This window comes from Pseudomonas sp. CC6-YY-74, from assembly GCF_002025205.1.
In the GTDB taxonomy this organism is placed as follows: Bacteria; Pseudomonadota; Gammaproteobacteria; order Pseudomonadales; family Pseudomonadaceae; genus Aquipseudomonas; species Aquipseudomonas paeninsulae.
Window position 1 is genome coordinate 3647809 of sequence record NZ_CP019947.1, and the last position, 25533, is coordinate 3673341.

Genomic DNA, 25533 nt, shown 5'->3' on the forward strand with positions numbered 1-25533 from the left:
CCTATCCCTTGCGGGTAAACGCCAGCACTTGCTCGTCGGCCACCGGAAGCAAGTCCGGATGCTGCCAACCGACCACTTCACCCACTCCCACCACCAGCAGACCACCCGGTGCCAGGCGCTCGGCCAGGCAGTTGAGGATCTCTCGGCGACGCCAGCGGCGAAAATAGATCAGCAAGTTCTGACAAAAAATGACGTCCATACCGGACATTGGCGCCTTGGCCAACTCCAGCACATTGAGCCTGGCGCAACACACTCGCGCCGCCAGATCCGCTACTACTTTGAAGCGTCCATCGGCTTGGGCCACAAAATAGCGTTGACCCAACTCCGTATCGATTTGTTCCAACTTGCGCGGGACATACTGACCATCACGCGCCTTGCTCAGGGCGTTCAGGCTGATATCGGTACCCGTTACGCCAAAGTGCTCGGGCTGCTCGCTGTCACGCAGCACTTCAGCCGCCGTGATGGCCAACGAATAAGGTTCCTCGCCACTTGAGCAACCCACGCTCCACAACTCCCATGGACTGGTCAATCCTTGTTGTAGTCGCTCACGCAGGTAACGCTCGAGTACGTCGAACGATGGCCGGTGGCGAAAGAAACGAGTCTCCTGCACGGTCAGGCGATCAAGCAGGGTCGACCACTCGACTGCCCCGCGCGGACCATCGGTGACCTGACGGAAATAGCTGGCGTAATCCGCCACACCCAGTTCACGCATCCGCGCACTCAGATTGGTCTGCAGGAACGCCTGCCGCTGTTCGCTGATCACCACACCGGTGCGTTCCTCGAGCAGCGCTTGCCACGCGCGAAACTCGGCGGCGGCCATGTCCACCACTGGTTGCAAAGCCCAGGCGCCTGACTGCATGTCGTGCCTCTCGCTCATGGCCATAGACGCTGGGCAGCAACCGGAAAAGGTCGCCACGCCACGCTTGCTTATGCCTGCTCGCCGCTTTCTGGCAGGGTAAAGCCGGAAACCGACTTACGCATCTCACTGGCCATCTTGGCCAGGTTACCAATGCTCTTGGCCGTAGCCGTGGTACCGGACGAGGTCTGCGAGGTGATCTCCTGGATCACGTTCATGGTGTTGGAAATATGACCGGCCGAAGAAGCCTGCTGGCGCGCCGCGTTGGAGATGTTCTGAATCAGGGCTGCGAGGGTCTTGGATACCTTCTCGATCTCCTCCAGCGCGACCCCGGCGTCCTGCGCCAAGTGTGCACCGCGCACCACCTCGGAGGTGGTCTGCTCCATCGAGATAACCGCCTCGTTGGTATCGGTCTGAATCGTCTTGACCAGGGCCTCGATCTGCTTGGTCGCCGCAGAGGAACGTTCCGCCAGGCGCTGGACTTCGTCCGCTACCACGGCGAAGCCACGGCCCGCGTCACCGGCCATGGAGGCCTGGATTGCGGCGTTGAGAGCGAGGATGTTGGTCTGGTCGGCAATGTCGTTAATCAGGCTGACGATGTCACCGATCTCCTGGGACGACTCACCGAGGCGCTTGATCCGCTTCGAGGTGTCCTGGATCTGCTCACGAATGTTATCCATGCCGGTGATGGTGTTGTGCACCACCTCGTTACCCTTGTTGGCAATGGCTACCGAACGCTCCGCTACCGCGGAGGACTCCGAGGCGTTCGCCGATACCTGGTCAATCGACACGGCCATTTCGTTGATCGCAGCCGATGCCCCGGCGATTTCCTGAGCCTGGTGCTCCGAGGCTTCGGCCAGGTGCATCGCCGTGGCCTGGGTTTCCTGGGCGGCGCCAGCTACCTGAACAGCAGTCAGGTTGATGGTCACCACCAAGTCGCGCAGCTGGTCGATGGAGTAGTTGATGGAGTCGGCGATGGCACCGGTGAAATCTTCGGTTACGGTCGCGGCAACGGTCAAGTCGCCATCGGCGAGGTCGGCGATTTCGTCGAGCAGTCGCAGAATCGCCGCCTGGTTACGTTCGTTCTTCTCGGCGGTTTCAGCGAGGCGGCGGTTGGTTACCCGCACCATCACGATGCCGATCAGGATGATCGAGCCCAACGCCAAAATGCCCAGTACGTATCCAGCCAGAGTGTTGATGGCACGGCCTTCAGCCATGTCTTCGAAGCCGACAGCCAGCTCGGAGGCTTTATCCAAGAGGGTCTGCGATACGGTGAAAATGCCGTTGGCCGACTCCCGCACCTGGAACAGTTCCGGCGAGGTTTCGAGAATTTCATCTACCGAACCGGAAACAAACTCGAACAGCTCGGAAATTTCCGCCAGTCGATCGAGCGCTTCCGCGTCGTTGACCTTGGCAATTTCCATTGCCGCATTGCCTTCCAGCATGGCGCTCAATACCCGCCCGAACAGGCTGGCATCGCGACCGAACATATCGGCCGCTTGCACCGAGTTCTGGTCACCGGCCAGTACCTTGTTCACCGAGCCGAGAATACGTTCGGCCAGCAGCGACTGGCGTTGAGCCACCGAAACCTGGGCGGCCGATGCACCGCTTTCCAGGAGGATGTCGACCACTTCTTCGTACTCGACCTGCAGCTGCGGGATGGTTTCCGCCAGGGTCTCAGCCACCTGGTGCAGGGACAGAACGGTCTGCTCGCTGGCCAGAATGGCGTCGGTGTTCTGCCGCAGGCTATCCCAGTCCTGCTGCACGGCAGTCATCTGCGCCTGCACGGGCTCCGGCGCAGAGGGCACACCGCTCGCCTGGTTGCCGTCGGTCAGATACCCCCAACGGGTCTCGAAGTCGTTGCGCGCCTCGCGCAACAGACCGAAGGCTTCGGCCGTACCGGCAGCCGCTTCGGTGGAGTTCTTGGCAATACGCTGGGACAGAACCCGCAGCTCACCAGCGTGGCTGATGTATTCCGTATCGTAATTGGATTGCGTGTTGATGTAGGCGAAGTTGGCAAACAACAGCACGATGGAGACGATCAGGACGATAAACAGCCCAGCGATCAGCGTACTGCTGCGCGTACTCGTGAATAAGTTGCCTGTATTTAGTTTTTTCATTTTCTGGCCCCCGCCCGGACCGACCGCGCTACGGTTCCCACACAACCCCAACAGGCCGACAAAGCCGACCCAACCGAAAAACTGTTAAAACGCAACATCGAGAAACCCCTGGTGCTGGGCCAGCGCATGAGGACTGAACACCAACCAGGGCTGCTCGCGCTGGAAGACGCCATGAATAAACGGCGCGATGGATGCCTCGAGCGGCGGTAGCTGCTCGGAGAAGGCGTCCACCGGAAAATGCTGCATGCCGAACACTTCATCGACCGTCAGCCCGGCGAATACATCCTGGTGATCGACCACCAGCACCCGCCGCTTCTTGCGCAGCGGCGATAACTCGTTACCGAAGAAACCGCACAAGTCCATCACTGGCAACAGACGTCCGCGCACGTTGGCCACGCCCTTGACCCAGTTTTTAACCCCGGGCAACAGGGTATGACGCGGCTCGTGCAGCACCTCCCCTATCTCGCCCATGGGCGCGACGAAAAATCGCTCGCCCATGCGAAAACCGATCCCGCTCCAGGTTTGCACGGCAACCTGCTGCAACGGCAGGCCAGCCGCCAGCAACCGGCAACGCTGGTCGATTCCGAGGAGGGTTTGAAAAGGTGTCTGCGTATCCGTCATGCCGGCCGTGACCTTCTTCTTATTGGGTTACTGGCGCAGCATCAACCGGCCAATACCGCATTCAAGGTTTTCAGCAGTGTTGCTTCGTCAACCGGCTTGGTCAGGTAGTCTTTGGCGCCTTGGCGCTTGCCCCAGACCTTGTCGGTCTCCTGATCCTTGGTGGTAACGATGATCACCGGGATGTGGCTGGTATCGGCGTCCTTGGTCAGCTGGCGGGTCGCCTGAAAACCATTGAGGCCCGGCATGACGATATCCATCAACACGACGTCGGGTTTTTCCTGGCGCGCCAGGGCAACGCCGTCCGCGCCATTTTCCGCCTTGAGTACCTGATGGCCATTTTTTTCCAACATGGCGGTCAACTTGTACATTTCGGTCGGAGAGTCATCAACAATCAGAATTCGAGCCATGGTGTTTCCCAATACATGAAAAGGCGTCTACCGCGATCCAGCAGACGTCAGGATGCCTGTTCCACCGGGGTGAAATTAGGGACATGGGCCTTGATCGCGCCGAGCAACTCTTCCTTGCTGAAAGGTTTGGTCAGATATTGATCGGAGCCAACGATGCGCCCCTTGGCCTTGTCGAACAAGCCGTCCTTGGACGACAGCATGATCACCGGGGTGGACTTGAAAGCACTGTTGTTCTTGATCAGGGCACAGGTCTGATAGCCATCGAGCCGCGGCATCATGATGTCGACAAAAATAATATTCGGATGGGTGTCGGCGATCTTTGCCAAAGCATCGAAGCCGTCAACTGCGGTAATTACCTCGCAACCCACTTTCTTTAGCAGGGTTTCCGCGGTACGACGAATCGTCTTCGAATCGTCGATCACCATCACCCTCAAACCCTCGGAATGCTGTTCCATGTTTACCCTGCCATCGCCTCGGTGAGTCGTTATTTTGCGTTCTATCAGTGCGCCTGAGGCCTTACCACCGACGGGTCAAAACCCAATCGTCGGGCCTTTTTAGCACACTCTCCCCATGCAAGCTATAAGCCGCGGAAGGCCAAGGTTTTTTCCTTGACCACCCGCCGTACCGGCGCCACCCTGACGCCACACACCAGCCCTGACACCTTCTAACCTGCTGCCTTTCACGGAGAATCCCCCATGAGCGTTCGCCTCGGCATTGTCATGGACCCCATCGCCCAGATCGCCTTTAAAAAAGACAGCTCGCTGGCCATGTTGCTGGCCGCTCAGGCGCGCGGCTGGTCGCTCTTCTATATGGAGCAGAAAGACCTTTACCAGGCCAAAGGCGAAGCACGTGCCCGCCTGTGCCCACTCAACGTATTCAACGACCCCCAGCGCTGGTTCGAACTGGGCGCCGAGCGCGACGTCGCGTTGACCGAGCTGGATGTGATCCTGATGCGCAAGGATCCGCCCTTCGATAACGAATTCGTCTACTCCACCTACCTGCTGGAACAGGCTGAGCAAGCCGGCGTACTGGTGGTCAACCGCCCACAGAGTCTGCGCGACTGCAACGAGAAGCTGTTTGCCACCCAGTTCCCCCAATTCACCCCCGAGACGCTGGTCAGTCGCCGATCCGACATTCTGCGCGAGTTTGCCAAAGAGCAACGTGACATCATTCTCAAACCCCTGGATGGTATGGGCGGATCTTCGATATTTCGTCACTCTGAGGGCGACCCCAACCTCTCGGTGATTCTCGAGACCCTTACTGCCCATGGCACACAGCAGATCATGGCGCAACGCTACCTGCCAGCGATCCTCGAAGGCGATAAACGCATCCTGATGATCGATGGCGAGCCAGTACCGTATTGCCTGGCACGCATCCCGGCACACGGCGAAACCCGCGGTAACCTTGCCGCTGGCGGGCGCGGCGAAGCACGCCCACTGAGCGAACGCGACCGTGAGATCGCCGCAGGCGTCGGCCCAACCCTGCGCGAGAAAGGCCTGCTGTTCGTCGGCCTGGATGTGATCGGCGACTATCTGACCGAAATCAACGTGACCAGCCCGACCTGCATCCGCGAGATAGATGCCGCCTACGACACCCGCATCGGTGAGCGCCTGATGGATGCCATCGCGGGCCAACTGCAAGCCACAGGCGTCAAGGCGAAAGTTTGAAGCAAGTAGCAGCTTCGAGCGTGTCGCTTGCAGCTAGCGGCGTGAAGCCGTCAGACTGCGCGACAACCTGAACAGACCCGAAGCAGCATGAACCCAGCCACCAACCCACCCGATCTACCCGCCGCTGGCGTCCGCCCAGCGGATCGGCTGGGCTTTACCCTGTTCCTCGCCGCGGCCCTGCATGCCGCACTGATTCTCGGTCTGGGCTTCAGCCTGGCCGAGCCCAGCCAGATCAGCAAAACCCTGGAAATCACCCTGTCGACCTTTAAGAGCGAGGAAAAGCCGAAAGAAGCCGACTTCCTCGCCCAGGACAACCAGCAGGGCAGCGGTACCCTGGAACACAAGGCCGCGCCGAAAACCACCGAGCAGGCACTGTTCCAGGACACCCAGGTCAAGCGTGTAACGCCGCCCGCGGCCCCGGCACAGCCGGCGGTGCGCCAGGAAGCGCCGAAAGCCGCAGTAGCGACTCGCGCCCCGCAACAGCAAAAGACCCCGGTCAAGCGCGAAGCAGTCAAGCCCACCGTGCAAGCCCCCCCGGCACCGGTATTCGACAGCGCGCAACTCTCTGCGGAAATTGCCAGCCTGGAAGCCGAACTGGCCAACGACATCCAGCAGTACGCCAAACGGCCGAAGATCCACCGCCTCAGTGCGGCCTCGACCATGCGCGACAAGGGCGCCTGGTACAAGGACGAGTGGCGCAAGAAGGTCGAACGAGTCGGCAACCTCAACTACCCCGACGATGCACGCCGCCAACAGATTTATGGCAGCCTGCGGGTGCTGGTCTCGATCAACCGTGATGGCACCCTCTACGAAGTCCAGGTATTGCAGTCCTCCGGCCAGCAACTGCTTGACCAGGCCGCCCTGCGCATCGTGCGCCTGGCCGCACCCTACGCCCCGTTCACCGGTGACCTGGCCGATATCGACCGCCTGGAAATCATCCGCACCTGGCGCTTCGAACGCGGCGACCGCCTGTCCAGCAACTGACGCTCAGAAGTTGTGAAAAAATCGAGCGCCGTCGCGAGAATTTTTTCACAAGCCCTCAAGCTCAAGCGGATTTTTTCTTGCCGCTTGCAGCGTGACGCTTGAAGCTCTTGGCTCCAGGCCTGAAACTAATGCCCATGAAAGACGCCAAACCAAGCTACCTCAAGCATCAGTTCCTGATTGCCATGCCGCACATGGCCGATCCAAATTTCGCGCAGACCCTGATCTACCTGATCGAACACAACGAACAGGGCGCGATGGGCCTGGTGATCAACCGTCCCCACGGTCTCAGCCTGGCCGATGTGCTGGAGCAGTTGCGTCCCGACGAGGAGCCGCCGCTGCGCTGCCAGAACCTGCCGATTTTCTCCGGTGGTCCGGTGCAGACCGATCGCGGTTTCGTCCTGCACCCGACCGGCCCGCAATTCCAGGCGACCCTGGAGCTCGGTGAATTGGGCCTGTCCACCTCCCAGGACGCGCTGTTCGCCATTGCCGACGGCACGGGACCGGCAAAATACCTGATCACCCTCGGCTATGCCGGCTGGGATGCCGGGCAACTGGAAGCCGAACTGACCGACAACGCCTGGCTGACCTGCCCGGCCGATAATGCGATCCTCTTCGAACTGCCCTTCGATCAACGCCTGAACGCCGCCGCCGCGCGCCTGGGCGTCAACCTCAGCCTGCTCACCTCGCAAGCCGGACACGCCTGATGAGCGAGGCCAAACCGTTGCGCCTGTTACTGGGTTTCGATTATGGCAGCAAGCAGATCGGTGTTGCCGTCGGCCAGGTGATCACCGGCCAGGCCCGCGAACTGTGCATCCTCAAGGCCCAGAATGGCGTGCCGGATTGGCAAAAGGTCGAAGCGCTGCTGCGCGAATGGCAGCCGGATGCCATCGTCGTCGGCCTGCCGCTGAACATGGACGGCACTCCGAGCGAGATGAGCGAGCGCGCGGAGAAATTTGCCCGCCGCCTCAACGGCCGCTTCAACCTGCCCGTGCATACCCATGATGAACGCCTGACCACCTATGAGGCCAAGGGCCAGCGCCTGCAACAAGGCCAGAACAGTGGCTATCGCGAACGCCCGGTCGATGCCCTGGCCGCCGCGCTGCTGCTCGAAGGCTGGCTGACAGAGCACTGTTCGTCTTGAAAAAACGCGATCTCGGGTCCTGTATAAACCTAGCGAACAACATTCAGTCCGGCGCGCCGAGCCTGCTTTTAAGCCCGCATCATGCGCCCAGCCCGCAGCAGCTTTCGCCCGGCCCGCCCACAAGGAGTTCCCGATGAGCCTACCCAATCCTGCCGAACTGCTGCCGCAAATGGCTGCGGCACTGATCGGCCATCTCAACCAGCGGCAAATCAGCGAGCCGCGTTTTATCGGCATCCGTACCGGCGGCGTATGGGTCGCCCAGGCGCTGCTAGAGGCCCTGGGCAATCCAGCGCCACTGGGCATCCTCGACGTCTCCTTCTACCGCGACGACTTCACCCAGAATGGCCTGCACCCGCAGGTACAGCCGTCCGAGTTGCCGTTCGAGGTCGAAGGTCAGCACCTGGTGCTGATCGACGACGTATTGATGAGCGGCCGCACCATCCGCGCCGCCCTCAATGAACTGTTCGACTATGGCCGCCCGGCCAGCGTGACCCTGGTCTGCCTACTCGACCTGAACGCTCACGAGCTGCCGATCCGTCCCGACGTGGTCGGCGCCAGCCTGGTGCTGGCCACCGATCAGCGGGTCAAACTGTCCGGTCCCACACCGCTGACCCTCGAACTCCAGATGCTTGCCAACTGAGACCCTCGCGATGACGCCGATTGATGCCAAGCGCCCGTTGCAGCTGAATGACCTAGGCCAGCTGCGCCACTTCCTCACCCTCGACGGCCTGCCCCGTGAACTGCTGACGGAAATCCTCGATACTGCCGATTCCTTCCTCGAAGTCGGCGCCCGGGCAGTGAAGAAAGTCCCGCTGCTGCGCGGCAAGACCGTGTGCAATGTGTTCTTCGAGAACTCCACGCGCACCCGCACTACCTTCGAGTTAGCCGCCCAACGGCTGTCCGCCGACGTCATCACCCTCAACGTGTCGACCTCCTCGACCAGCAAGGGCGAGACCCTGTTCGACACCCTGCGCAACCTCGAGGCGATGGCCGCCGACATCTTCGTCGTACGCCATGCCGACTCGGGCGCCGCGCACTTTATCGCCGAACACGTGTGCCCGAACCTGGCGATCATCAACGGCGGCGATGGCCGCCATGCGCACCCGACCCAGGGCATGCTCGACATGCTGACCATCCGCCGGCACAAGGGCGGCTTCGAGAACCTCTCGGTGGCGATCGTCGGCGATATCCTGCACTCGCGGGTGGCCCGCTCCAATATGCTGGCACTCAAGACCCTCGGCTGCCCGGACATCCGCGTGATCGCACCGAAGACCCTGCTGCCGGTCGGCATCGAGCAGTACGGCGTGACCGTCTACAGCGACATGGCCGCCGGCCTCAAGGATGTCGACGTGGTGATCATGCTGCGCCTGCAGCGCGAACGCATGACTGGCGGCCTGCTGCCCAGCGAGGGCGAGTTCTACCGCCTGTTCGGCCTGACCGAGCAACGCCTGGCCCTGGCCAAAACGGATGCCCTGGTGATGCACCCGGGGCCGATCAACCGCGGCGTGGAAATCGAGTCGGCGGTGGCCGACGGCCCGCAATCGGTGATTCTCAACCAGGTCACCTACGGCATTGCCGTGCGCATGGCCGTGCTGTCGATGGCCATGAGCGGGCAGAATGCCCAGCGTCAACTCAACCAGGAAGCCGAGGAATCCAACTGATGCGTACCGCAATCCTTGGCGCCCGCGTCATTGACCCGAACAGCAACCTCGACCAGGTCGCCGACCTGTTCATCGATGGCGGCAAGCTGATCGCCATCGGCCAGACGCCGGCCGGTTTCGTCGCGGAGAAAATCATCAACGCCCAGGGCTTGGTGGCCGCGCCCGGCCTGGTCGACCTGTCCGTTGCCCTGCGCGAACCCGGTTACAGCCGCAAGGGCTGCATCGCCAGCGAAACCCTGGCCGCGGCGGCAGGCGGCGTCACCAGCCTGTGCTGCCCGCCCTTTACCAAACCGGTGCTGGACACCCCGGCGGTGGCCGAACTGATCCTCGACCGCGCCCGCGAGGCCGGCCACACCAAGGTTTTCCCCATCGGCGCCCTGAGCAAAGGCCTGGACGGCGAACAGCTGGCCGAGCTGGTGGCCCTGCGCGACGCCGGCTGTGTGGCCTTCGGCAACGGCCTGGATAGCTTCCGCAACACCCGTACCCTGCGCCGCGCCCTGGAATACGCCGCCACCTTCGACCTGACGGTGATCTTCCACTCCCAGGACCACGACCTGGCCGAAGGCGGTCTGGCCCACGAAGGCCCTACGGCCAGCTTCCTCGGCCTGGCCGGCATCCCGGAAACCGCCGAGACCGTGGCCCTGGCCCGCGACCTGCTGCTGGTCGAGCAAAGCGGCGTGCGCGCCCACTTCAGCCAGTTGACCAGCGCTCGCGGCGCGCAACTGATCGCCGCCGCCCAGGCCCGCGGCCTGCCAGTGACGGCCGATGTGGCACTGTATCAGCTGATTCTCACCGATGAGGCGTTGAGCGACTTCTCCAGCCTGTATCACGTGCAACCGCCGCTGCGCACTCGCGCCGACCGCGACGGCCTGCGCGAAGCGTTAAAGAACGGGGTGATCGGTGCCATTTCCAGCCACCACCAACCCCACGAACGTGACGCCAAGCTGGCCCCCTTCGGTGCCACCGAACCGGGCATCAGCAGCGTGCAGCTGTTGCTGCCGCTGGCCATGAGCCTGGTGCAAGACGGCCTGCTCGACCTGCCGACCCTGCTCGCGCGCCTGTCCAGCGGCCCGGCCCAGGCCCTGCGCCTGCCCGCCGGGCGCCTGAGCGTGGGCGCAGCGGCCGACCTGCTGCTGTTCGACCCGCAGGCCTCGACCCTGGCCGGAGAAAGCTGGTTCTCCAAGGGTGCCAACTGCCCGTTTATCGGCCACTGCCTGCCCGGCGCGGTGCGTTACACCCTGGTCGATGGACGGATCAGCTACCAGGCGTGATTGCTAACGCATAAGGGTGGTTGGGCTATGTGGGAGGCGCTTCAGCGGCGAGCTTTTAACGGCTCTATCGCGGCTAAAGCCCCTCCCACGGCAGGGTTGAACCTCATTGGTGAATGACACTCATCCATTGCGGGCGATGTTTTATTAGGCCTTCAGCTACGCCGGGCATTCTTGATCGATATCTGCTCGTTCAGGGTCCAGAAATCATAGAGCACACCGACCAGGAACAGGCCACCGGTAAACAGGTAGAGGATCCCGGTGAGCCACTTGCCCTGGTACATGCGATGCACCCCGAAAACACCGAGGAAGGTCAACAGAACCCAGGCGACGTTGTAATCGCTGTCGCCGGCGGTGAAGCGCAGATCGGCCTCTCGATCCATCGCCGGAATCAGGAACAGATCGACGATCCAGCCGATAAACAGCAAGCCGAGGGTGAAGAACCAGATAGTCCCAGTGACTGGCTTGCCGTAGTAGAACCGGTGTGCGCCGAGAAAACCGAAGATCCACAGTAGATAACCGATGACCTTGCTGTGGGTGTCCTTTCTTACGTCCATGCCTTGCTCCTGCGCCGCTGAATGGTACGAATGGGACCGGCAAGACCGCGCAGGGTTTACCGCCCGATGAAAAAAGCCCGCGAGTGCGGGCTGGATTGAATTACTTCAGCGGAAACGCCGGCCGGGGTCATCGGGGGCGACTTCCAGTGACAGACCATCGCTCAGGTGGGCCAGGTGGTCGCCGTCGGCTTCCGAACCGAGCTTGATCAGCAGGCGCAAATCGTTCGCCGAGTCGGCGTAGAGCAGCGCATCTTCGTAGGTGATTTCGCCCTGGCTATAGAGGCTGTAAAGCGCCTGATCGAAGGTCTGCATACCCAGTTCGGTGGAGCGCTTCATCAAGTTCTTGAGTTCGTGCACATCGCCCTTGCGGATCAGATCGGCCGCCAGCGGGGTATTGATCAACACCTCGATCACCGCGCGGCGCCCCTTGCCATCCGGGGTTGGAATCAACTGCTGGGCGACGATGGCCTTGAGGTTGAGCGACAGGTCCATCCACACCTGATTCTGCCGGTCGGCCGGGAAGAAGTTGATGATCCGGTCCAGCGCCTGGTTGGCGTTGTTGGCGTGCAGGGTGGCCAGGCACAGGTGGCCGGTTTCGGCGAAGGCCACGGCGTGATCCATGGTCTCGCGGGTGCGCACCTCACCAATCAGAATCACGTCCGGCGCCTGGCGCAGGGTGTTCTTCAGCGCCACCTCGAAGGATTCGGTGTCGATACCGACCTCGCGCTGGGTGACGATGCAGTTCTGGTGCTGGTGGATGTACTCGATCGGGTCTTCGATGGAGATGATGTGGCCGCTGCTGTTCTTGTTGCGGTAACCGATCATCGCCGCCAGCGAGGTCGATTTACCGGTACCGGTGGCGCCGACGAACAGCACCAGGCCACGCTTGGTCAACGCCAGCTTCTTGAGGATTTCCGGCAGCTTGAGGTCATCCAGAGTCGGGATGTTGGTCTCGATGCGGCGCAGCACCATGCCGGCCAGGTTGCGCTGGTAGAAGGCACTGACGCGGAAGCGGCCGATGCCACGGGCACTGATGGCGAAGTTGCATTCGTGACTCTCGGCGAAATCGCGGCGCTGCTGCTCGTTCATCACCGAGTGCACGGTTTCCCGGGTTTGCTCTGGCGACATGGGGTTCTTGGTCACCGGCATGATCTTGCCGTTGACCTTCATCGACGGCGGTACGCCGGCAGTGATAAACAGGTCGGAGCCGCCTTTTTCTACCATCAGGCGCAGCAGTTTTTCGAATTCCATGCGTTATCTCGCCCATCACCGTCACGCGCTTAGCCAACCTCCAGCCCCTGGGGCGCGTGCCTCACCAGCGATCTGGGTCTCGGCCAACCTCGCGGCTGGCCAGATACGAATTAGAAGTTATCCGGGGTCTTGGATTTTTCCCGCGCATTTTCGCGGGTGACCAGGCCCTTGGCTACCAGGGTTTTCAGGCAGGCATCCAGGGTCTGCATGCCCAGCGAAGCGCCGGTCTGGATCGACGAGTACATCTGCGCCACCTTGTCCTCACGGATCAGGTTACGAATCGCCGGGGTGCCAATCATGATTTCATGGGCCGCCACCCGACCGCCGCCGACTTTCTTCAGCAGGGTCTGCGAGATCACCGCCTGCAAGGATTCGGAGAGCATCGAGCGAACCATGGATTTTTCTTCGGCAGGGAATACATCGACCACCCGATCGATGGTCTTGGCCGCCGAGGTGGTGTGCAGGGTGCCGAATACCAGGTGGCCAGTTTCCGCGGCGGTCAGCGCCAGGCGGATGGTCTCCAGGTCGCGCATCTCGCCGACCAGAATGATGTCCGGGTCTTCGCGCAGTGCCGAGCGCAGGGCCTCGGAGAAGCCCAGGGTGTCGCGGTGCACTTCACGCTGGTTGATCAGGCACTTCTTCGACTCGTGAACGAACTCGATCGGGTCTTCGATGGTCAGGATGTGCTGGTACTTGGTGCTATTGAGGTAATCGAGCATCGCCGCCAGGGTGGTCGACTTGCCCGAACCCGTGGGCCCGGTGACCAGCACCAGGCCCCGTGGCACGTCGGTGATCTTGCGAAACACCTCGCCCATGCCGAGGTCTTCCATGGTCAGCACCTTGGACGGAATGGTGCGGAACACCGCACCGGCGCCACGGTTCTGGTTGAAGGCGTTGACCCGGAAACGCGCGACACCAGGCACTTCGAAGGAGAAGTCGGTCTCGAGGAACTCCTCGAAATCCTTGCGCTGCTTGTCGTTCATGATGTCGTAGATCAGTGCATGCACCTGCTTGTGATCCAGGGCCGGCAAATTGATCCGGCGCACATCGCCGTCAACCCGAATCATCGGCGGCAGACCAGCAGAGAGATGCAGGTCCGACGCGCCTTGCTTGGCGCTGAAGGCAAGCAGCTCAGTGATATCCATGGGACTCCCTAATGACGGTAGAATGCCGCGAACACTAGGCGGCTGGCGCAAGTAATGTCCACGATAGCAGAGAATATTGCAAAGGTCGGAGCACGCATCCGTGAGGCGGCGCAAGCCTCGGAGCGAGATTGTGCAACGATTGGCCTGCTCGCAGTGAGCAAAACCAAACCCGCAGCGGCAATTCGCCAGGCTTATGCTGCCGGCCTGCATGATTTCGGCGAGAACTACCTGCAGGAAGCCCTGGAAAAACAGCTCGAGTTGGCCGGCCTGCCATTGATTTGGCACTTCATCGGCCCCATTCAATCCAACAAGACCCGGACGATCGCCGAGCATTTCGACTGGGTGCATTCGGTGGATCGCCTGAAAATCGCCGAACGCCTGTCCGCGCAGCGCCCGCCACACCTGCCCTCGCTGAATATCTGCCTGCAGGTGAATGTCAGTGGCGAGGCCAGCAAATCAGGCTGCAGCCCAGAAGAATTGCCGGCATTGGCACAGGCGGTGACGCAACTGCCCAACCTCAAGCTGCGTGGATTGATGACAATTCCCCAACCCAGCGAAGACCGCGCGACGCAACAGGCCGCCTTCGCCCGCCTGGCTGAACTGCAAGCCCAGCTGAACCTGAACCTCGACACCCTGTCCATGGGCATGAGCCATGACCTTGAGGCCGCCATTGCCGAAGGGGCGACCTGGGTACGTATCGGTACCGCCCTGTTTGGCGAGCGCGACTATGCATAAGCGCCGCTCTACTCGACTCGATAAATAAGGAAACCGCTTATGACCTCCCCCCGCATTGCGTTTATCGGCGCCGGCAATATGGCCGCTAGCCTGATTGGCGGGCTGCGCGCCCAAGGCGTTGACGCCAGCAGCATTCGCGCCAGCGACCATGGCGCCGAACAACGCGCCAAGATCAGCGCCGAACATGGCATCGAAACTTTCGCCAGCAACGCCGAAGCCATTCAGGGCTGCGCGGTCATCGTCCTGGCCGTCAAGCCGCAGGTGATGAAAGACGTCTGCCTGGACTTGGCCGCCCATCTCGACTCGACGCAATTGGTCGTTTCCATCGCTGCCGGCATCAACTGCGCCAGCCTGCAACGCTGGCTCGCCGCCCAACCGGAGGCAGTCCCTGCGATTGTCCGTTGTATGCCGAATACGCCGTCGCTATTGCGCCAGGGCGTCAGCGGCTTGTATGCCAACAGCCGGGTTTCGGCGCAACAGCGCCAGCAGGCCGAACAGCTGCTTGGCGCGGTGGGGCTAGCCCTGTGGCTGGACGAAGAACAGCTGATCGATGCGGTTACCGCCGTATCCGGCAGCGGTCCGGCGTATTTCTTCCTGCTGATGGAAGCCATGACCGCCGCCGGCGAAAAGCTCGGCCTGGCGCGTGACACCGCCGCCCAACTGGCCCTGCACACGGCGCTGGGCGCCGCACGCATGGCCGTGGCCAGCGATGTCGATGCCAGCGAACTGCGGCGCCGCGTTACCTCGCTGGGCGGCACCACTGAGGCCGCCATCAAGACCTTCCAGGCTGGCGGCTTCGAAGCCCTGGTCGAACAGGCGCTGAATGCCGCCGCCCAGCGTTCGGCGGAACTGGCCGAGCAGCTTGGTCAATAAACAGCCCGACCCACAGATAGATAAGCCATTAAGGAGTCAATAATGATCGGACTGAGTACCGCAGCGCTTTATGTCCTGCAAACCATCGGCAGCCTGTACCTGCTGATCGTGCTGCTGCGCTTCATCCTGCAACTGGTGAAAGCCGACTTCTACAACCCGCTCAGCCAGTTCATCGTGCGCGCCACCCACCCCCTGATCAAACCCCTGCGCAAGATCATCCCCAGTTTCGCCGGACTCGACCTGGCTTCGCTGGTGCTGGCGATCCTGGTGCAATTGGTGCTCATGGCCCTGGTCCTGATGCTGATGGGCTATGGCTTCGACAATCCGCTGCAACTGCTGGTCTGGTCGATCATTGGCGTCACCGCACTGTTCATCAAGGTGTTCTTCTTCGCCCTGATCATCAGTGTGATCCTGTCCTGGGTCGCCCAAGGCAGCCACAACCCGGCGGCCGAACTGATCAATCAGATCTGCGAACCGCTGCTGGCGCCGATCCGGCGCATGCTGCCGAGCCTGGGCGGCCTGGATCTGTCACCGATCGTGGCCTTCCTGATTCTCAACCTGATCGACATGCTGGTGATTCGCAACCTGGCGGTAATGTCCGGCATGTTCCAGGGCCTCAGCCTGGCGGTCTGATGAGCTTCTATCGCTGGGACGGCGAGGATCTGATCCTCGCTTGCCACCTGCAGCCCAAAGCCAGTTGCGACGAGTTCGCCGGGCTGCACGGTGAGCGGCTGAAGATCCGCCTCACCGCTGCGCCAGTCGACGGCAAGGCCAACGCCAAGTTGCTGGCCTTTCTCGCCGACGCCTTTGCCGTGAGCAAGCGCCAGGTCAGCCTGGAAAGCGGCCAGCAAAGCCGCCAGAAGCGCGTGCGCATCACACAGCCACGGCAATTGCCCGCAGAGCTCGAACTGACCGCTCGGCCCGCCTGAACGACCATCAAGCCGGATCGAAATACCAGCAGGCCGTTGAAAAACGTAGGCGAGGCCGGCGAGACAAGGCAAAAATGACCGCAACGTAGCGCAGCGGAGTAACAGCCACAGGCTGGCCCGCAGGGCGAGCGAAGCGAGTCAAAAGCGGAGTTTACTGGTGTAAATGAGCATTTTTAGCGCATTTTTAACGCCGTATCGCCCACGCAGATAGTATTTCAACGACCGGCTAGCCAATTGACACCCCCTGCTCGCTCCGCATAATGCTCGTCAGCCCAGAGCATCAGCGCCCGCCACGCGATGCCTGACAGAGCCGGTAACAGCACGGCCCCAGAGCCGCGCTAGCCAGAGGAACGCCAGGATGAGCATGGAACGTCTCAGTCAACAGGTCGATGCCTACGTCGACTGGAAGCGCGAGCTGATGCGCCAGATCACGCGCTACCGCAGCTGGCTGGTCAACAACCGGCTCAACTCCGAGGCGCTGGACGGCAAACTCGAACGCGCGCTGAAACTGCTGCGTACCGACCACATCACCCTGGCCTTCGTCGGCGAGTTCTCGCGCGGCAAGACCGAACTGATCAACAGCCTGTTCTTCTCCGCATACGGCCAGCGCATGCTGCCGTCCCAGGCCGGGCGCACCACCATGTGTCCCACCGAGCTGTTCTTCGACCCCCGCTCGGAACGCTCCTACATCCGCCTGCTGCCGATCGAAACCCGCGCCACCGAGGCCAGTGTCGCTCAGTTCAAGCGCATTCCCCGGCATTGGGTGAACATCCCGCTGGACCTCAGCGACCCGGACAACATGGTCCAGGCCTTCACCCAGGTGGCGAAGAGCAAGCCCATGCCGGTGGAGCAAGCCATCCAGCTGGGCTTCCACCCCGACACCCTGGAAAGCACCGGCAAACCCGGCCAGGTGCTGGTGCCGGCCTGGCGTCATGCGCTGGTCAACTTCGACCACCCGCTGCTGCGCCAGGGCCTGCGCATCCTCGACACCCCCGGTTTGAATGCCCTGGGCAGCGAACCGGAGCTGACCCTGTCGATGCTGCCCAGCGCCCAGGCGATCATCTTTCTGCTGTCCGCCGACACCGGGGTAACCGCCAGCGACATGGCGGTCTGGCAGCAGCATATTCGCCAACTCGACGATGACACCCAGACCTGCCTGTTCGCCGTGCTGAACAAGATCGACATCCTCTGGGACGACCTGGCCGGCGAAGCTTTCGTGCAGAACGCCATTCGGCAGATCCAGACCCTCACGGCCAGGCAACTCGGCATCCAGCCCGAGGAGGTGCTGCCGCTGTCGGCCAAACAGGCGTTGCTGGCCAAGGTGCGCAAGGATCAGGCGTTGCTGACCCGCAGCCAGATGAGCAATCTGGAGAATCTGCTGTGCGAGCGCATCGTCAGCCAGAAAGAACGCCTGATCGAAGAGCGCGTGGTCAACCAGGTGCTCGTCCTGCTGCAGGGCAGTCAGCATGCACTCAACCTGCGCCTGGACAAGGTCAACGAACAACACGCGCTGCTGAGCAACCACCAGCACGACAACGGCCAGTTGTTGTTCGAGCTGACTGCCAAGACCAAGGACGATCACAACCAGCATCACAAGCGCCTGCTCGGCCTGAAATCCAACCAGCGCCTGCTCAAGCGCCAAGGCGCGCTACTGCAGATCGCCGTGCGTGCGGAACGCCTCGACGAACACCTGAATAAAGTGCGCAAGGACCTCGCCGGCAGCTGGACCACCCTGGGCATCAACCAGGCAATCCTGCAGTTCTTCCGCGCGGTGGAGCATGACCTCGACAGCCTGGCGCATGAGGCCGAGATGGCCAACAAGATGGTCGCCGCCATCTACCGCCGGCACAACCAAGAGAATCCGTTGCAAGGCGTCGATGCACCGCAGTTCAACATCAACCGCTACCGGCGCGAACTCAAACAGCTGCAGACCCAGGCCGACCAGTTCCGCCTGCACCTGAAAACCCTGCTCACCGAACAGCGCAGCCTGAGCAAACGCTTCTTCGCCACCCTGGTGCAGGAAGTCATCGGCCTGCACCAGCGCCTGCGGGTCGAGGCCGGGCAATGGGCCAGCGACGCGCTGATGCCACTGATGCAACACACCCTGGAACACAAACAGTTGCTGGAAAGCCACATGCTGCGGCTCAAGGCCCTGGCCCAGCAAACCCAGCAGGCGCGTCAGCGCGGCCAGCATCTGGCCGGTTACCGCGACGAGCTGCAACAGCAACTGGCCCAGGCGGGCGAGATGCTGCGCCACCTGCGCCGTCCAGCGCCGATCCAGCGCCAGGGCAAGGTGGTCAATCTGCCCGGCGTGGCACGCGCCCACAGCGGCGGCGAATAACCGCCCGGCAGCAGCGCGGCCGGGCATTGCCCGCGGCCCCGCACGCTTGCCGCCTGGGGCCGCGCTCTTTAGACTGCGGCACTTCCTTTACTGCGAGCAGGGTCGATGCCCACTGCCTTTCCCCAAGACTCTGTTGGCCTGGTGACCCCGCAGGTGCTGCATTTCGCCGAACCCCTGGCGCTCGCGTGCGGACGCAGCCTGGCCGACTACCAACTGGTCTACGAAACCTACGGCGAGCTGAACGCCGCGCACAGCAACGCGGTGCTGATCTGCCACGCGCTGTCCGGCCATCACCATGCCGCCGGCTACCACAGCGCGGACGAGCGCAAGCCCGGCTGGTGGGACAGCTGCATCGGCCCCGGCAAGCCGATCGACACCAACCGGTTCTTCGTCGTCAGCCTCAACAACCTCGGCGGTTGCAACGGCTCGACCGGCCCCTCCAGTCTCAATCCGGCCACCGGTAAACCCTTTGGCGCGGACTTCCCGGTGATGACCGTGGAGGACTGGGTGCACAGCCAGGCCCGCCTGGCCGATGCCCTCGGCATCGGCCAGTGGGCCGCAGTGGTCGGCGGCAGCCTCGGCGGCATGCAGGCCATGCAGTGGGCCATCAGCTACCCCGAGCGCATCCGCCACTGCCTGGCGATTGCCTCGGCGCCCAAGCTGTCGGCGCAGAACATCGCCTTCAACGAAGTGGCGCGCCAGGCAATCCTCACCGACCCAGAGTTCTACGGCGGGCACTTCCAGGAGCGCGGGGTGATCCCTAAGCGCGGCCTGATGCTGGCGCGCATGGTCGGCCACATCACCTACCTGTCGGACGACGCCATGGGCGAGAAATTCGGCCGTGGCCTGAAGAGTGAAAAGCTCAACTACGACTTCCACAGCGTCGAGTTCCAGGTCGAGAGCTACCTGCGCTACCAGGGCGAGGAATTTTCCGGGCGTTTCGACGCCAACACCTACCTGCTGATGACCAAGGCGCTGGACTATTTCGACCCGGCGGCCAACCACGACGGCGACCTGGCTCAAACTCTGGCCGGGGTGCAGGCGCACTTCTGCGTGATGTCCTTCACCACCGACTGGCGCTTCTCGCCGGCGCGCTCGCGGGAGATCGTCGATGCGCTGATCGCCGCCCGCAAGAACGTCTGCTACCTGGAAATCGACGCGCCCCAGGGCCACGACGCCTTCCTGATCCCGATCCCGCGTTATTTGCAGGCGTTCAGCAGCTATATGAACCGAATCGCAGTATGAGGCGCGCATGAGAGCCGACCTGGACATCATCCAAGACTGGATCCCCGCCGGCAGCCGGGTACTCGACCTCGGCTGCGGTAATGGCGAACTGCTCGCCTGGCTGGCCGAGCACAAAGAGGTCAGCGGTTATGGCCTGGAGATCGACCCGGACAACATCGCCCAATGCGTCGGCAAGGGCGTCAACGTCATCGAGCAGAACCTCGACAAGGGCCTGGGCAACTTCGCCAGCAACAGTTTCGACGTGGTGGTGATGACCCAGTCGCTGCAGGCCCTGCACTTCCCGGACAAAGTACTGGCGGAGATGCTGCGCATCGGCAAGACCTGCATCATCACCTTCCCCAACTTCGCCCACTGGCGTTGCCGCTGGTACCTGGCGAGCAAGGGGAGCATGCCGGTGTCCGACTTCCTGCCGTACACCTGGTACAACACGCCGAACATCCATTTCTGTACCTTCGAGGACTTCGAGCGCCTGTGCCTGGCACAAAACGCCAGGGTACTGAACCGCCTGGCGGTCGATCGCGACCATCTGCACGGTTGGGCCAGCCGCATTTGGCCTAATCTGTTAGGTGAGATCGGCATCTATCGGATCAGCGGACCGACCGCCAACTGATTCGCCGGCAACCAGGTCATCCTGAGGAGAACCACCATGCGTCGCATCGCCCTACTGTTTATCGCCCTGTGCCTGAGTCTGCCGGCACTTGCCGAACGCAAACAAAGCTTCGGCGACCTGGACGTGCACTACAGCGCCTTCAACTCCAGCTTCCTGCAACCGGATATCGCCGCGGCGACGGGCCTCAGCCGCAACAAGAAACAGGGCGTGCTGAATATTGCGGTGCTCAAGGCCGGCCAACCGACCGCCGCCGCCGTCAGTGGCGAGATACGCAACCTGCTCGGCCAGATCCACCCCCTGCAGTTCAAGCAGGTGAAAGAAGGCACGGCTATTTACTACCTGGCGCAGTTCCCCATCGAGCAACAGGAGATGTTGCGCTTCAGCCTCAGTATCCAGGCGGACGGCGGCAACACGCACAGCCTCGACTTCAACCAGGAACTCTTCCCCGACTGATGATCCAGTTAAACGAGCTCGTCCTCGCCAGCCATAACGCCGGCAAACTCAAGGAACTCCAGGCCATGCTTGGCAATGCGGTGCGTGTGCGCTCAATCGGCGAGTTCAGCGACCTGGAGCCCGAAGAAACCGGCTTGTCATTCATCGAAAACGCCATCCTCAAGGCGCGCCATGCCGCGCGCGTATCGGGCTTGCCGGCACTGGCCGATGACTCCGGCCTGGCCGTCGACTTTCTCGGCGGCGCACCGGGCATCTATTCGGCGCGTTATGCCGATGGCCGCGGCGACGCGGCGAACAACGCCAAACTGCTCGAAGTCTTGCAAGGCGTCCCTGACGTGCAGCGCAGCGCGCAATTCGTCTGTTGCCTGGCACTGGTGCGGCATGCCGAAGACCCCTTGCCGATCATCTGCGAAGGCCTCTGGTACGGGCATATCCTGCATGCCGCACGCGGCGAACAGGGCTTCGGCTACGACCCGCTGTTCTGGGTCGAGGAGCGCCAGTGCTCCAGCGCCGAACTCGCGCCCGGCGAGAAGAACCAACTGAGCCATCGCGCCCGCGCCATGGCCCTGCTCAAGCAACGATTGAGGCTGGCATGACACTGTCCACGGGCGGGGGCTTCCAACTGCCCCCGTTAGCGCTGTATATCCATATCCCCTGGTGCGTGAAGAAGTGCCCCTACTGCGACTTCAACTCCCATGCCGCCGGACCCACGCTGCCGGAAGAGGAATACGTCGACGCCCTGCTCGCCGATCTCGATGAAGATCTACCGCAGGTCTACGGCCGCCAACTGACCTCGATTTTCTTCGGTGGCGGCACGCCCAGCCTGTTCTCGGCCAAGGCGCTGGGCCGCTTGCTCGAAGGAGTTGAGCGCCGCGTGCCCTTCGCCGCCGATATCGAAATCACCCTGGAAGCCAACCCCGGTACCTTCGAGCAGGCCAAGTTCCGCGACTACCGTGGCCTTGGCATCAATCGCCTGTCGATCGGCGTACAGAGTTTCCAGGCCGCCAAGCTCAAGGCCTTGGGCCGCATCCATGATGGTGACGAGGCGATCCGCGCCGCCGACATGGCGCGCGCCGCCGGCTTCGACAACTTCAACCTGGACCTGATGCACGGCCTGCCGGATCAGTCGATTGAGGATGCCCTCAGCGATTTGCGCATCGCCATCGCCCAGGGCCCCACCCACCTGTCCTGGTACCAGCTGACGGTGGAGCCGAATACGGTGTTCTGGAACCAGCCACCGGTGATGCCCGAGGACGATATCCTCTGGGACATCCAGGAAGCCGGTCAGGCGCTGCTGGCCGAACACGGCTACGCCCAGTACGAGGTGTCCGCCTACGCCCAGCCCGGCAAGGCGGCGCGGCACAACCTCAATTACTGGAGTTTCGGCGACTTCCTCGGCATCGGCGCTGGCGCCCACGCCAAGCTGAGCAACCCGGACGGCACGATCAAGCGCAGCTGGAAAACCCGCCTGCCCAAGGACTACCTGGACCCCAGCAAAGGCTTCAGCGCCGGCGAGCGAGTGCTCGGCCCCGACGAACTGCCCTTCGAGTTTCTGATGAACGTGCTGCGCCTATCGGCCGGCAGCGCCAGCGAGCTGTTCACTCAGCGCACCGGCCTACCACTCAGCCAGTTGGCCGCCGCCCGCGCCGAGGCCGAGCGCCGAGGCCTGCTGCACAGCGACCCGACGCGCCTGACGGCGACCCGCGAAGGCCAGCTGTTTCTCAACGACCTGCTGCAACACTTTCTACCCTGACCTGCTGTGCGCCACGCGGCGCTAAGGACCCCGTTTGGACCTGTTATTCGACCTGATTGCCACCCTGTCGCGCTGGAGCCGTGGCCACCTCTACGACATCGCCCTGGCCATCATGGCCACCCTGCTGGTGCTGTTCGGCCCCGGCATCAATGCCTGGGTGCAACGCAGTATCGGCGGCCTCAACTTCGTCTTCCGCACCCTGATTTTCGTCCTGATCTGCGCGGTCGGCTACGGCCTGGCAATGGTCTTCGTCACCCCCTGGCTGGCCCAAGGCCTCGGCCACTTCAACAATTACACCCTGGCGCCGGTGTTGTTGCTGGTGTTCTTCCTGATCGGCGTGCTGGCGGATCGCAGCTAGCGGGGGCTAGACGCTGGCGAAGCGTTGCAACTGCATCTCGTGCAGACGGCTGAGGGTGCGGCGAAACGCAAAGGCCAGATAACCCTGGGTATACAGCTGATCCAGCGGCACCTGCGCCTCCAGATACAGCGGTACGCGGCGGTCGTAGCACTCATCGACCAGGGCGATAAAGCGCCGCACGCTGTCGTCATGCACCGACAGCTCGGGTAACTCACGGTCGCCGGCCTGCACCCGCTCGACACCATCCTCGGTGCCACGGGCAATCTTCGCGGCGCGCTGCTGGGCACTCAGGTTGGGCACCTCGCTCAACACAATGGCCGAGTAACGGTCACACAGGCCGATGAAGTCCAGGGCCGACAGCGGCTGCTCGCACAGTTCGGCGTAGCGACACCAGAGCGCCGTCGCGCTACGCCGCACCACGTTAATCGCCCGGTGCCCCAGCGTTATCTGCTCGGTCGAGGCCGGCTGGCCTGGCGTCAGCTGCTCGAACACCTCACTCAGGCCGCTCGGCTGCTCTGGATGAGCCACCCAATAGCGCGGCTGCGCGGCGCCCGGATGCAGGCGATGGTCCTGGCCGCCATCGATACCCAACACCTGCATGTGCTGCTCGATCGCCACGATCGCCGGCAGAAAGCGCTCGCGGTTGAAGCCCTCGGCATACAGCTGCCGCGGCGGCTGGTTGGAGGTGGCAACCAACACCACGCCGGCCTCGAACATCGCCTGCAGCAAAGGACCGACAATCATCGCATCGCCGATGTCATTGACGAACAGCTCGTCGAAACACAGCACCCGCACCTCTGCGCTCAGCTCGCGCGCCAGCGCCTGCAAAGGGGCGGGCGTGCCGGTCAGCTGAAACAGACGGCGATGCACCCAGCTCATGAAGTGATGAAAGTGTTGCCGCCGCGTCGGCACCCGCAGGCTGCGATGGAACTGGTCCATCAACCAGGTCTTGCCACGCCCCACCGGCCCCCAGAGATACACCCCGGTCGGTGGCTGCCCTGCGCTGCCTGCTTGATGCAGGGCCTGGTGGCAGTCTTCCAGCAACTGCGCGGCCTGCCACTGCGCCTGATCCGACTCGAAGCCCTGCTGCTCGATGGCCCGCCGATAGGCTGCCAGGGGTGACGCCACATCCATACAACTACCGCTCGCTTAACCCAGCCCGTAATGGCGGCGGCTATTTTACAGGCTCGCGGCTGGCATGCGGCATCAGGCTGACGACCGCATAGCCCTCAAGCAATCTGGCACGGCCAATCGCAGAGGCTGCTGGACAAGCAAGCGTTGTCCAGCAATTCGTTCCCAGGCTACCTCGCTTGTACATGGGCTAAAGGGCAGACACAGGCAGCGCATAAAATGCGCAGCAGGTGCTGACTGGGGCTGTCCAGCCGCAACGCGGCGACGTTGAGCGACTTGTTATGCATTTGGCACAATAAAGACAAGGTCGGTTATACCAACATCGATACCAGACTGACTCAGAAGTGTTGTTACTTGCCCCCTATGATGCGTTTGGTGATTGAAAACATGCATAAGCAGACTGAAAAAAATCTTCGTAGAAGCCACACCCTTAGTGTCCTGGTAACTAACAACCTGCGAAAGCTCTTCGTCACTTAATGAAGCAGCCAGATCTGAAAAGATTTCATCTAGTAGTTGGCGACGGCCTTTAAGTTCGCTGAAGTTTTCACAGAGCAGTACGTCAAGTGACTCAGGACACGACAAATCCAGTATCTGATTCAATGCCTGATGCGCGAGCAAAGCAGGCGTAAACCGCTTGAGCCAGATGGTGTCAGCCACACAGATATGATTTAACGTGCCAAATATTGAACTAAAGAATGCACCTTTATTCTCATGCAGCTTTTCTGGCGGAAGCGTTCCCGCTGTTTCGTAAATCTTTTGATTCATCCACTGGTTATAGTCTGCCATTAGGCAAACATGATCCTTCAGTTTCATGGCGGCATGCTCTATAGGCATAATGATTAAGCTAAGGGGCGGCGGTACGCCGTCCCAGCGAATAAAAGTTGCGATTTCAGCGCCTTGTTATGCGCGCCGGCACAGAATATCTTACCCGCCACTACATAGAACTAACTTGGCGCTTAAGATACATGGATCAATTCTCAGAAAAAATGGTTGCGTCTTGAGCGGCCTCAGTAGCTAGTTTCAAACGGTCAGCTTTACAAATGTAGTTAGACTTACTTTTTGGCGCCAATTTGGCACTAGCTTTTTTGGCGTGCGCCTTTAATAACTGATTTATTTTTTTACGACGATTCATATTCCTCTACTCAGCTTGTAAATTCTTGAATAATATCAGCTCAAAATATTGAACCAGACCCTGGCGCGCGCTCTTAGTGCATCACTAGTAATTAGGCGACATGCCATGTCGCGCTTTCTGTCGTGACGACATGTCGTATAACGTTCCTTGTCGCCCTATAAGTCCTTGTCTAGCTCAGAGGTGGTCGCGGCAAACGCGACATCACTCGGGGGACAACGCGACATGGACGGCAAGCCCCAGCGAAGCTACTGATTTGCCATCAGGCTGTCCACCAGCTGTTCAGTCGCTCAACCGC

General features: G+C 61.7%; 29 protein-coding genes. 18 read left to right on the forward strand and 11 right to left on the reverse strand.

All coding sequences use genetic code 11. The features are described 5' to 3' along the window. Position 1: 1 nt before the first annotated feature. The 5 genes from B2D37_RS16515 to pilG all read right to left on the reverse strand — a co-directional run bounded on the left by B2D37_RS16515 (position 2) and on the right by pilG (position 4459). Positions 2-859 (reverse strand): CheR family methyltransferase, encoded by an 858-nt coding sequence (locus B2D37_RS16515; protein ID WP_079203712.1) that lies wholly within the window; start codon positions 857-859, stop codon positions 2-4. A gap of 68 nt (positions 860-927) precedes the next feature. After that, the gene (locus B2D37_RS16520; protein ID WP_079203713.1) at positions 928-2976 is read right to left on the reverse strand and encodes a methyl-accepting chemotaxis protein; all 2049 of its coding nucleotides are present in this window, start codon (positions 2974-2976) and stop codon (positions 928-930) included. Between the two features lie 84 nt (positions 2977-3060). Continuing rightward, a complete protein-coding gene (locus tag B2D37_RS16525; protein WP_079203714.1) occupies positions 3061-3597 on the reverse strand; it encodes a chemotaxis protein CheW in 537 nt (178 codons plus the stop codon). 41 nt (positions 3598-3638) lie between these two features. Continuing rightward, a complete protein-coding gene (pilH, locus tag B2D37_RS16530) occupies positions 3639-4004 on the reverse strand; it encodes a twitching motility response regulator PilH (RefSeq protein ID WP_079203715.1) in 366 nt (121 codons plus the stop codon). A gap of 47 nt (positions 4005-4051) precedes the next feature. Continuing rightward, positions 4052-4459: a twitching motility response regulator PilG gene (pilG, locus tag B2D37_RS16535; RefSeq protein ID WP_079203716.1), complete on the reverse strand. Its 408-nt coding sequence runs from the start codon at positions 4457-4459 to the stop codon at positions 4052-4054. Between the two features lie 240 nt (positions 4460-4699). On the opposite strand from pilG, the gene gshB reads away from it, so the two are divergent. The 7 genes from gshB (at position 4700) to B2D37_RS16570 (ending at position 10728) form a co-directional block, all read left to right on the forward strand. After that, positions 4700-5671: a glutathione synthase gene (gene gshB, locus B2D37_RS16540; protein WP_079203717.1), complete on the forward strand. Its 972-nt coding sequence runs from the start codon at positions 4700-4702 to the stop codon at positions 5669-5671. 87 nt (positions 5672-5758) lie between these two features. Continuing rightward, a complete protein-coding gene (locus B2D37_RS16545) occupies positions 5759-6655 on the forward strand; it encodes an energy transducer TonB (protein ID WP_079203718.1) in 897 nt (298 codons plus the stop codon). Positions 6656-6789: 134 nt separating this feature from the next. Beyond that, entirely contained in the window at positions 6790-7359 is a 570-nt protein-coding gene (locus tag B2D37_RS16550) for a YqgE/AlgH family protein (RefSeq protein WP_079203719.1), read from the forward strand. Next, a complete protein-coding gene (gene ruvX / locus B2D37_RS16555; RefSeq protein ID WP_079203720.1) occupies positions 7359-7796 on the forward strand; it encodes a Holliday junction resolvase RuvX in 438 nt (145 codons plus the stop codon). The genes B2D37_RS16550 and ruvX overlap by 1 nt, the downstream gene beginning before the upstream one ends. 133 nt (positions 7797-7929) lie before the next feature. Next, on the forward strand, positions 7930-8436 hold the full coding sequence (gene pyrR, locus B2D37_RS16560; RefSeq protein WP_079203721.1) for a bifunctional pyr operon transcriptional regulator/uracil phosphoribosyltransferase PyrR: 507 nt from the start codon (positions 7930-7932) through the stop codon (positions 8434-8436). Between the two features lie 10 nt (positions 8437-8446). After that, positions 8447-9457 (forward strand): aspartate carbamoyltransferase catalytic subunit, encoded by a 1011-nt coding sequence (locus B2D37_RS16565; protein WP_079203722.1) that lies wholly within the window; start codon positions 8447-8449, stop codon positions 9455-9457. Continuing rightward, positions 9457-10728 (forward strand): dihydroorotase, encoded by a 1272-nt coding sequence (locus B2D37_RS16570; protein WP_079203723.1) that lies wholly within the window; start codon positions 9457-9459, stop codon positions 10726-10728. The genes B2D37_RS16565 and B2D37_RS16570 overlap by 1 nt, the downstream gene beginning before the upstream one ends. 152 nt (positions 10729-10880) lie before the next feature. Here the strand turns inward: B2D37_RS16570 and B2D37_RS16575 are convergent, their stop codons facing one another. The 3 genes from B2D37_RS16575 to B2D37_RS16585 form a co-directional block, all read right to left on the reverse strand. Then, positions 10881-11282, reverse strand: a complete 402-nt coding sequence (locus tag B2D37_RS16575; RefSeq protein WP_079203724.1) for a TM2 domain-containing protein — start codon at positions 11280-11282, stop codon at positions 10881-10883. A 105-nt stretch (positions 11283-11387) separates the two neighbouring features. Next, the gene (locus B2D37_RS16580) at positions 11388-12533 is read right to left on the reverse strand and encodes a PilT/PilU family type 4a pilus ATPase (protein ID WP_079203725.1); all 1146 of its coding nucleotides are present in this window, start codon (positions 12531-12533) and stop codon (positions 11388-11390) included. A 110-nt stretch (positions 12534-12643) separates the two neighbouring features. Continuing rightward, on the reverse strand, positions 12644-13678 hold the full coding sequence (locus B2D37_RS16585) for a type IV pilus twitching motility protein PilT (protein ID WP_079203726.1): 1035 nt from the start codon (positions 13676-13678) through the stop codon (positions 12644-12646). 54 nt (positions 13679-13732) lie between these two features. On the opposite strand from B2D37_RS16585, the gene B2D37_RS16590 reads away from it, so the two are divergent. The 11 genes from B2D37_RS16590 to B2D37_RS16640 all read left to right on the forward strand — a co-directional run bounded on the left by B2D37_RS16590 (position 13733) and on the right by B2D37_RS16640 (position 22975). Then, positions 13733-14413, forward strand: coding sequence for a YggS family pyridoxal phosphate-dependent enzyme (locus B2D37_RS16590; protein ID WP_079203727.1), 681 nt, complete (start codon positions 13733-13735; stop codon positions 14411-14413). Between the two features lie 39 nt (positions 14414-14452). After that, entirely contained in the window at positions 14453-15286 is an 834-nt protein-coding gene (gene proC, locus B2D37_RS16595; RefSeq protein ID WP_079203728.1) for a pyrroline-5-carboxylate reductase, read from the forward strand. A 42-nt stretch (positions 15287-15328) separates the two neighbouring features. Next, positions 15329-15919 carry a YggT family protein gene (locus tag B2D37_RS16600; protein ID WP_079203729.1) on the forward strand — a complete coding sequence of 197 codons (591 nt, stop codon included), beginning with the start codon at positions 15329-15331 and terminating at the stop codon, positions 15917-15919. After that, positions 15919-16215: a DUF167 family protein gene (locus B2D37_RS16605; RefSeq protein ID WP_079203730.1), complete on the forward strand. Its 297-nt coding sequence runs from the start codon at positions 15919-15921 to the stop codon at positions 16213-16215. Before B2D37_RS16600 ends, B2D37_RS16605 begins: the two co-directional genes overlap by 1 nt. 358 nt (positions 16216-16573) lie before the next feature. After that, the gene (locus B2D37_RS16610; protein ID WP_079203731.1) at positions 16574-18556 is read left to right on the forward strand and encodes a dynamin-like GTPase family protein; all 1983 of its coding nucleotides are present in this window, start codon (positions 16574-16576) and stop codon (positions 18554-18556) included. A 105-nt stretch (positions 18557-18661) separates the two neighbouring features. After that, a complete protein-coding gene (locus B2D37_RS16615; protein ID WP_079203732.1) occupies positions 18662-19801 on the forward strand; it encodes a homoserine O-acetyltransferase in 1140 nt (379 codons plus the stop codon). Positions 19802-19808: 7 nt separating this feature from the next. Further along, on the forward strand, positions 19809-20411 hold the full coding sequence (gene metW / locus B2D37_RS16620; RefSeq protein ID WP_079203733.1) for a methionine biosynthesis protein MetW: 603 nt from the start codon (positions 19809-19811) through the stop codon (positions 20409-20411). A gap of 36 nt (positions 20412-20447) precedes the next feature. After that, positions 20448-20864 carry a DUF4426 domain-containing protein gene (locus B2D37_RS16625; RefSeq protein ID WP_079203734.1) on the forward strand — a complete coding sequence of 139 codons (417 nt, stop codon included), beginning with the start codon at positions 20448-20450 and terminating at the stop codon, positions 20862-20864. Beyond that, positions 20864-21460, forward strand: a complete 597-nt coding sequence (gene rdgB / locus B2D37_RS16630) for an RdgB/HAM1 family non-canonical purine NTP pyrophosphatase (protein ID WP_079203735.1) — start codon at positions 20864-20866, stop codon at positions 21458-21460. The genes B2D37_RS16625 and rdgB overlap by 1 nt, the downstream gene beginning before the upstream one ends. Beyond that, positions 21457-22617: a radical SAM family heme chaperone HemW gene (gene hemW, locus B2D37_RS16635; RefSeq protein WP_079203736.1), complete on the forward strand. Its 1161-nt coding sequence runs from the start codon at positions 21457-21459 to the stop codon at positions 22615-22617. Before rdgB ends, hemW begins: the two co-directional genes overlap by 4 nt. 34 nt (positions 22618-22651) lie before the next feature. Continuing rightward, positions 22652-22975: a DUF3392 domain-containing protein gene (locus tag B2D37_RS16640; protein ID WP_079203737.1), complete on the forward strand. Its 324-nt coding sequence runs from the start codon at positions 22652-22654 to the stop codon at positions 22973-22975. A 6-nt stretch (positions 22976-22981) separates the two neighbouring features. On the opposite strand, the gene zapE is transcribed toward B2D37_RS16640, so the two are convergent. The 3 genes from zapE to B2D37_RS16655 form a co-directional block, all read right to left on the reverse strand. Continuing rightward, positions 22982-24109 (reverse strand): cell division protein ZapE, encoded by a 1128-nt coding sequence (gene zapE / locus B2D37_RS16645; RefSeq protein ID WP_079203738.1) that lies wholly within the window; start codon positions 24107-24109, stop codon positions 22982-22984. Positions 24110-24385: 276 nt separating this feature from the next. Continuing rightward, a complete protein-coding gene (locus B2D37_RS16650; protein WP_079203739.1) occupies positions 24386-24919 on the reverse strand; it encodes a DinB family protein in 534 nt (177 codons plus the stop codon). A 157-nt stretch (positions 24920-25076) separates the two neighbouring features. Further along, positions 25077-25238 carry a DUF2986 domain-containing protein gene (locus B2D37_RS16655; RefSeq protein ID WP_079203740.1) on the reverse strand — a complete coding sequence of 54 codons (162 nt, stop codon included), beginning with the start codon at positions 25236-25238 and terminating at the stop codon, positions 25077-25079. Positions 25239-25533: the final 295 nt, after the last annotated feature.

Bases quoted from the DNA above. Each gene is read 5' to 3' on its own strand.
- B2D37_RS16515 (WP_079203712.1), bottom strand. From the start codon at position 859: ATGCAGTCAGGCGCCTGGGCTTTGCAACCAGTGGTGGACATGGCCGCC.
- B2D37_RS16520 (WP_079203713.1), bottom strand. From the start codon at position 2,976: ATGAAAAAACTAAATACAGGCAACTTATTCACGAGTACGCGCAGCAGT.
- B2D37_RS16525 (WP_079203714.1), bottom strand. From the start codon at position 3,597: ATGACGGATACGCAGACACCTTTTCAAACCCTCCTCGGAATCGACCAG.
- pilH (WP_079203715.1), bottom strand. From the start codon at position 4,004: ATGGCTCGAATTCTGATTGTTGATGACTCTCCGACCGAAATGTACAAG.
- pilG (WP_079203716.1), bottom strand. From the start codon at position 4,459: ATGGAACAGCATTCCGAGGGTTTGAGGGTGATGGTGATCGACGATTCG.
- gshB (WP_079203717.1), top strand. From the start codon at position 4,700: ATGAGCGTTCGCCTCGGCATTGTCATGGACCCCATCGCCCAGATCGCC.
- B2D37_RS16545 (WP_079203718.1), top strand. From the start codon at position 5,759: ATGAACCCAGCCACCAACCCACCCGATCTACCCGCCGCTGGCGTCCGC.
- B2D37_RS16550 (WP_079203719.1), top strand. From the start codon at position 6,790: ATGAAAGACGCCAAACCAAGCTACCTCAAGCATCAGTTCCTGATTGCC.
- ruvX (WP_079203720.1), top strand. From the start codon at position 7,359: ATGAGCGAGGCCAAACCGTTGCGCCTGTTACTGGGTTTCGATTATGGC.
- pyrR (WP_079203721.1), top strand. From the start codon at position 7,930: ATGAGCCTACCCAATCCTGCCGAACTGCTGCCGCAAATGGCTGCGGCA.
- B2D37_RS16565 (WP_079203722.1), top strand. From the start codon at position 8,447: ATGACGCCGATTGATGCCAAGCGCCCGTTGCAGCTGAATGACCTAGGC.
- B2D37_RS16570 (WP_079203723.1), top strand. From the start codon at position 9,457: ATGCGTACCGCAATCCTTGGCGCCCGCGTCATTGACCCGAACAGCAAC.
- B2D37_RS16575 (WP_079203724.1), bottom strand. From the start codon at position 11,282: ATGGACGTAAGAAAGGACACCCACAGCAAGGTCATCGGTTATCTACTG.
- B2D37_RS16580 (WP_079203725.1), bottom strand. From the start codon at position 12,533: ATGGAATTCGAAAAACTGCTGCGCCTGATGGTAGAAAAAGGCGGCTCC.
- B2D37_RS16585 (WP_079203726.1), bottom strand. From the start codon at position 13,678: ATGGATATCACTGAGCTGCTTGCCTTCAGCGCCAAGCAAGGCGCGTCG.
- B2D37_RS16590 (WP_079203727.1), top strand. From the start codon at position 13,733: ATGTCCACGATAGCAGAGAATATTGCAAAGGTCGGAGCACGCATCCGT.
- proC (WP_079203728.1), top strand. From the start codon at position 14,453: ATGACCTCCCCCCGCATTGCGTTTATCGGCGCCGGCAATATGGCCGCT.
- B2D37_RS16600 (WP_079203729.1), top strand. From the start codon at position 15,329: ATGATCGGACTGAGTACCGCAGCGCTTTATGTCCTGCAAACCATCGGC.
- B2D37_RS16605 (WP_079203730.1), top strand. From the start codon at position 15,919: ATGAGCTTCTATCGCTGGGACGGCGAGGATCTGATCCTCGCTTGCCAC.
- B2D37_RS16610 (WP_079203731.1), top strand. From the start codon at position 16,574: ATGAGCATGGAACGTCTCAGTCAACAGGTCGATGCCTACGTCGACTGG.
- B2D37_RS16615 (WP_079203732.1), top strand. From the start codon at position 18,662: ATGCCCACTGCCTTTCCCCAAGACTCTGTTGGCCTGGTGACCCCGCAG.
- metW (WP_079203733.1), top strand. From the start codon at position 19,809: ATGAGAGCCGACCTGGACATCATCCAAGACTGGATCCCCGCCGGCAGC.
- B2D37_RS16625 (WP_079203734.1), top strand. From the start codon at position 20,448: ATGCGTCGCATCGCCCTACTGTTTATCGCCCTGTGCCTGAGTCTGCCG.
- rdgB (WP_079203735.1), top strand. From the start codon at position 20,864: ATGATCCAGTTAAACGAGCTCGTCCTCGCCAGCCATAACGCCGGCAAA.
- hemW (WP_079203736.1), top strand. From the start codon at position 21,457: ATGACACTGTCCACGGGCGGGGGCTTCCAACTGCCCCCGTTAGCGCTG.
- zapE (WP_079203738.1), bottom strand. From the start codon at position 24,109: ATGGATGTGGCGTCACCCCTGGCAGCCTATCGGCGGGCCATCGAGCAG.
- B2D37_RS16650 (WP_079203739.1), bottom strand. From the start codon at position 24,919: ATGAAACTGAAGGATCATGTTTGCCTAATGGCAGACTATAACCAGTGG.
- B2D37_RS16655 (WP_079203740.1), bottom strand. From the start codon at position 25,238: ATGAATCGTCGTAAAAAAATAAATCAGTTATTAAAGGCGCACGCCAAA.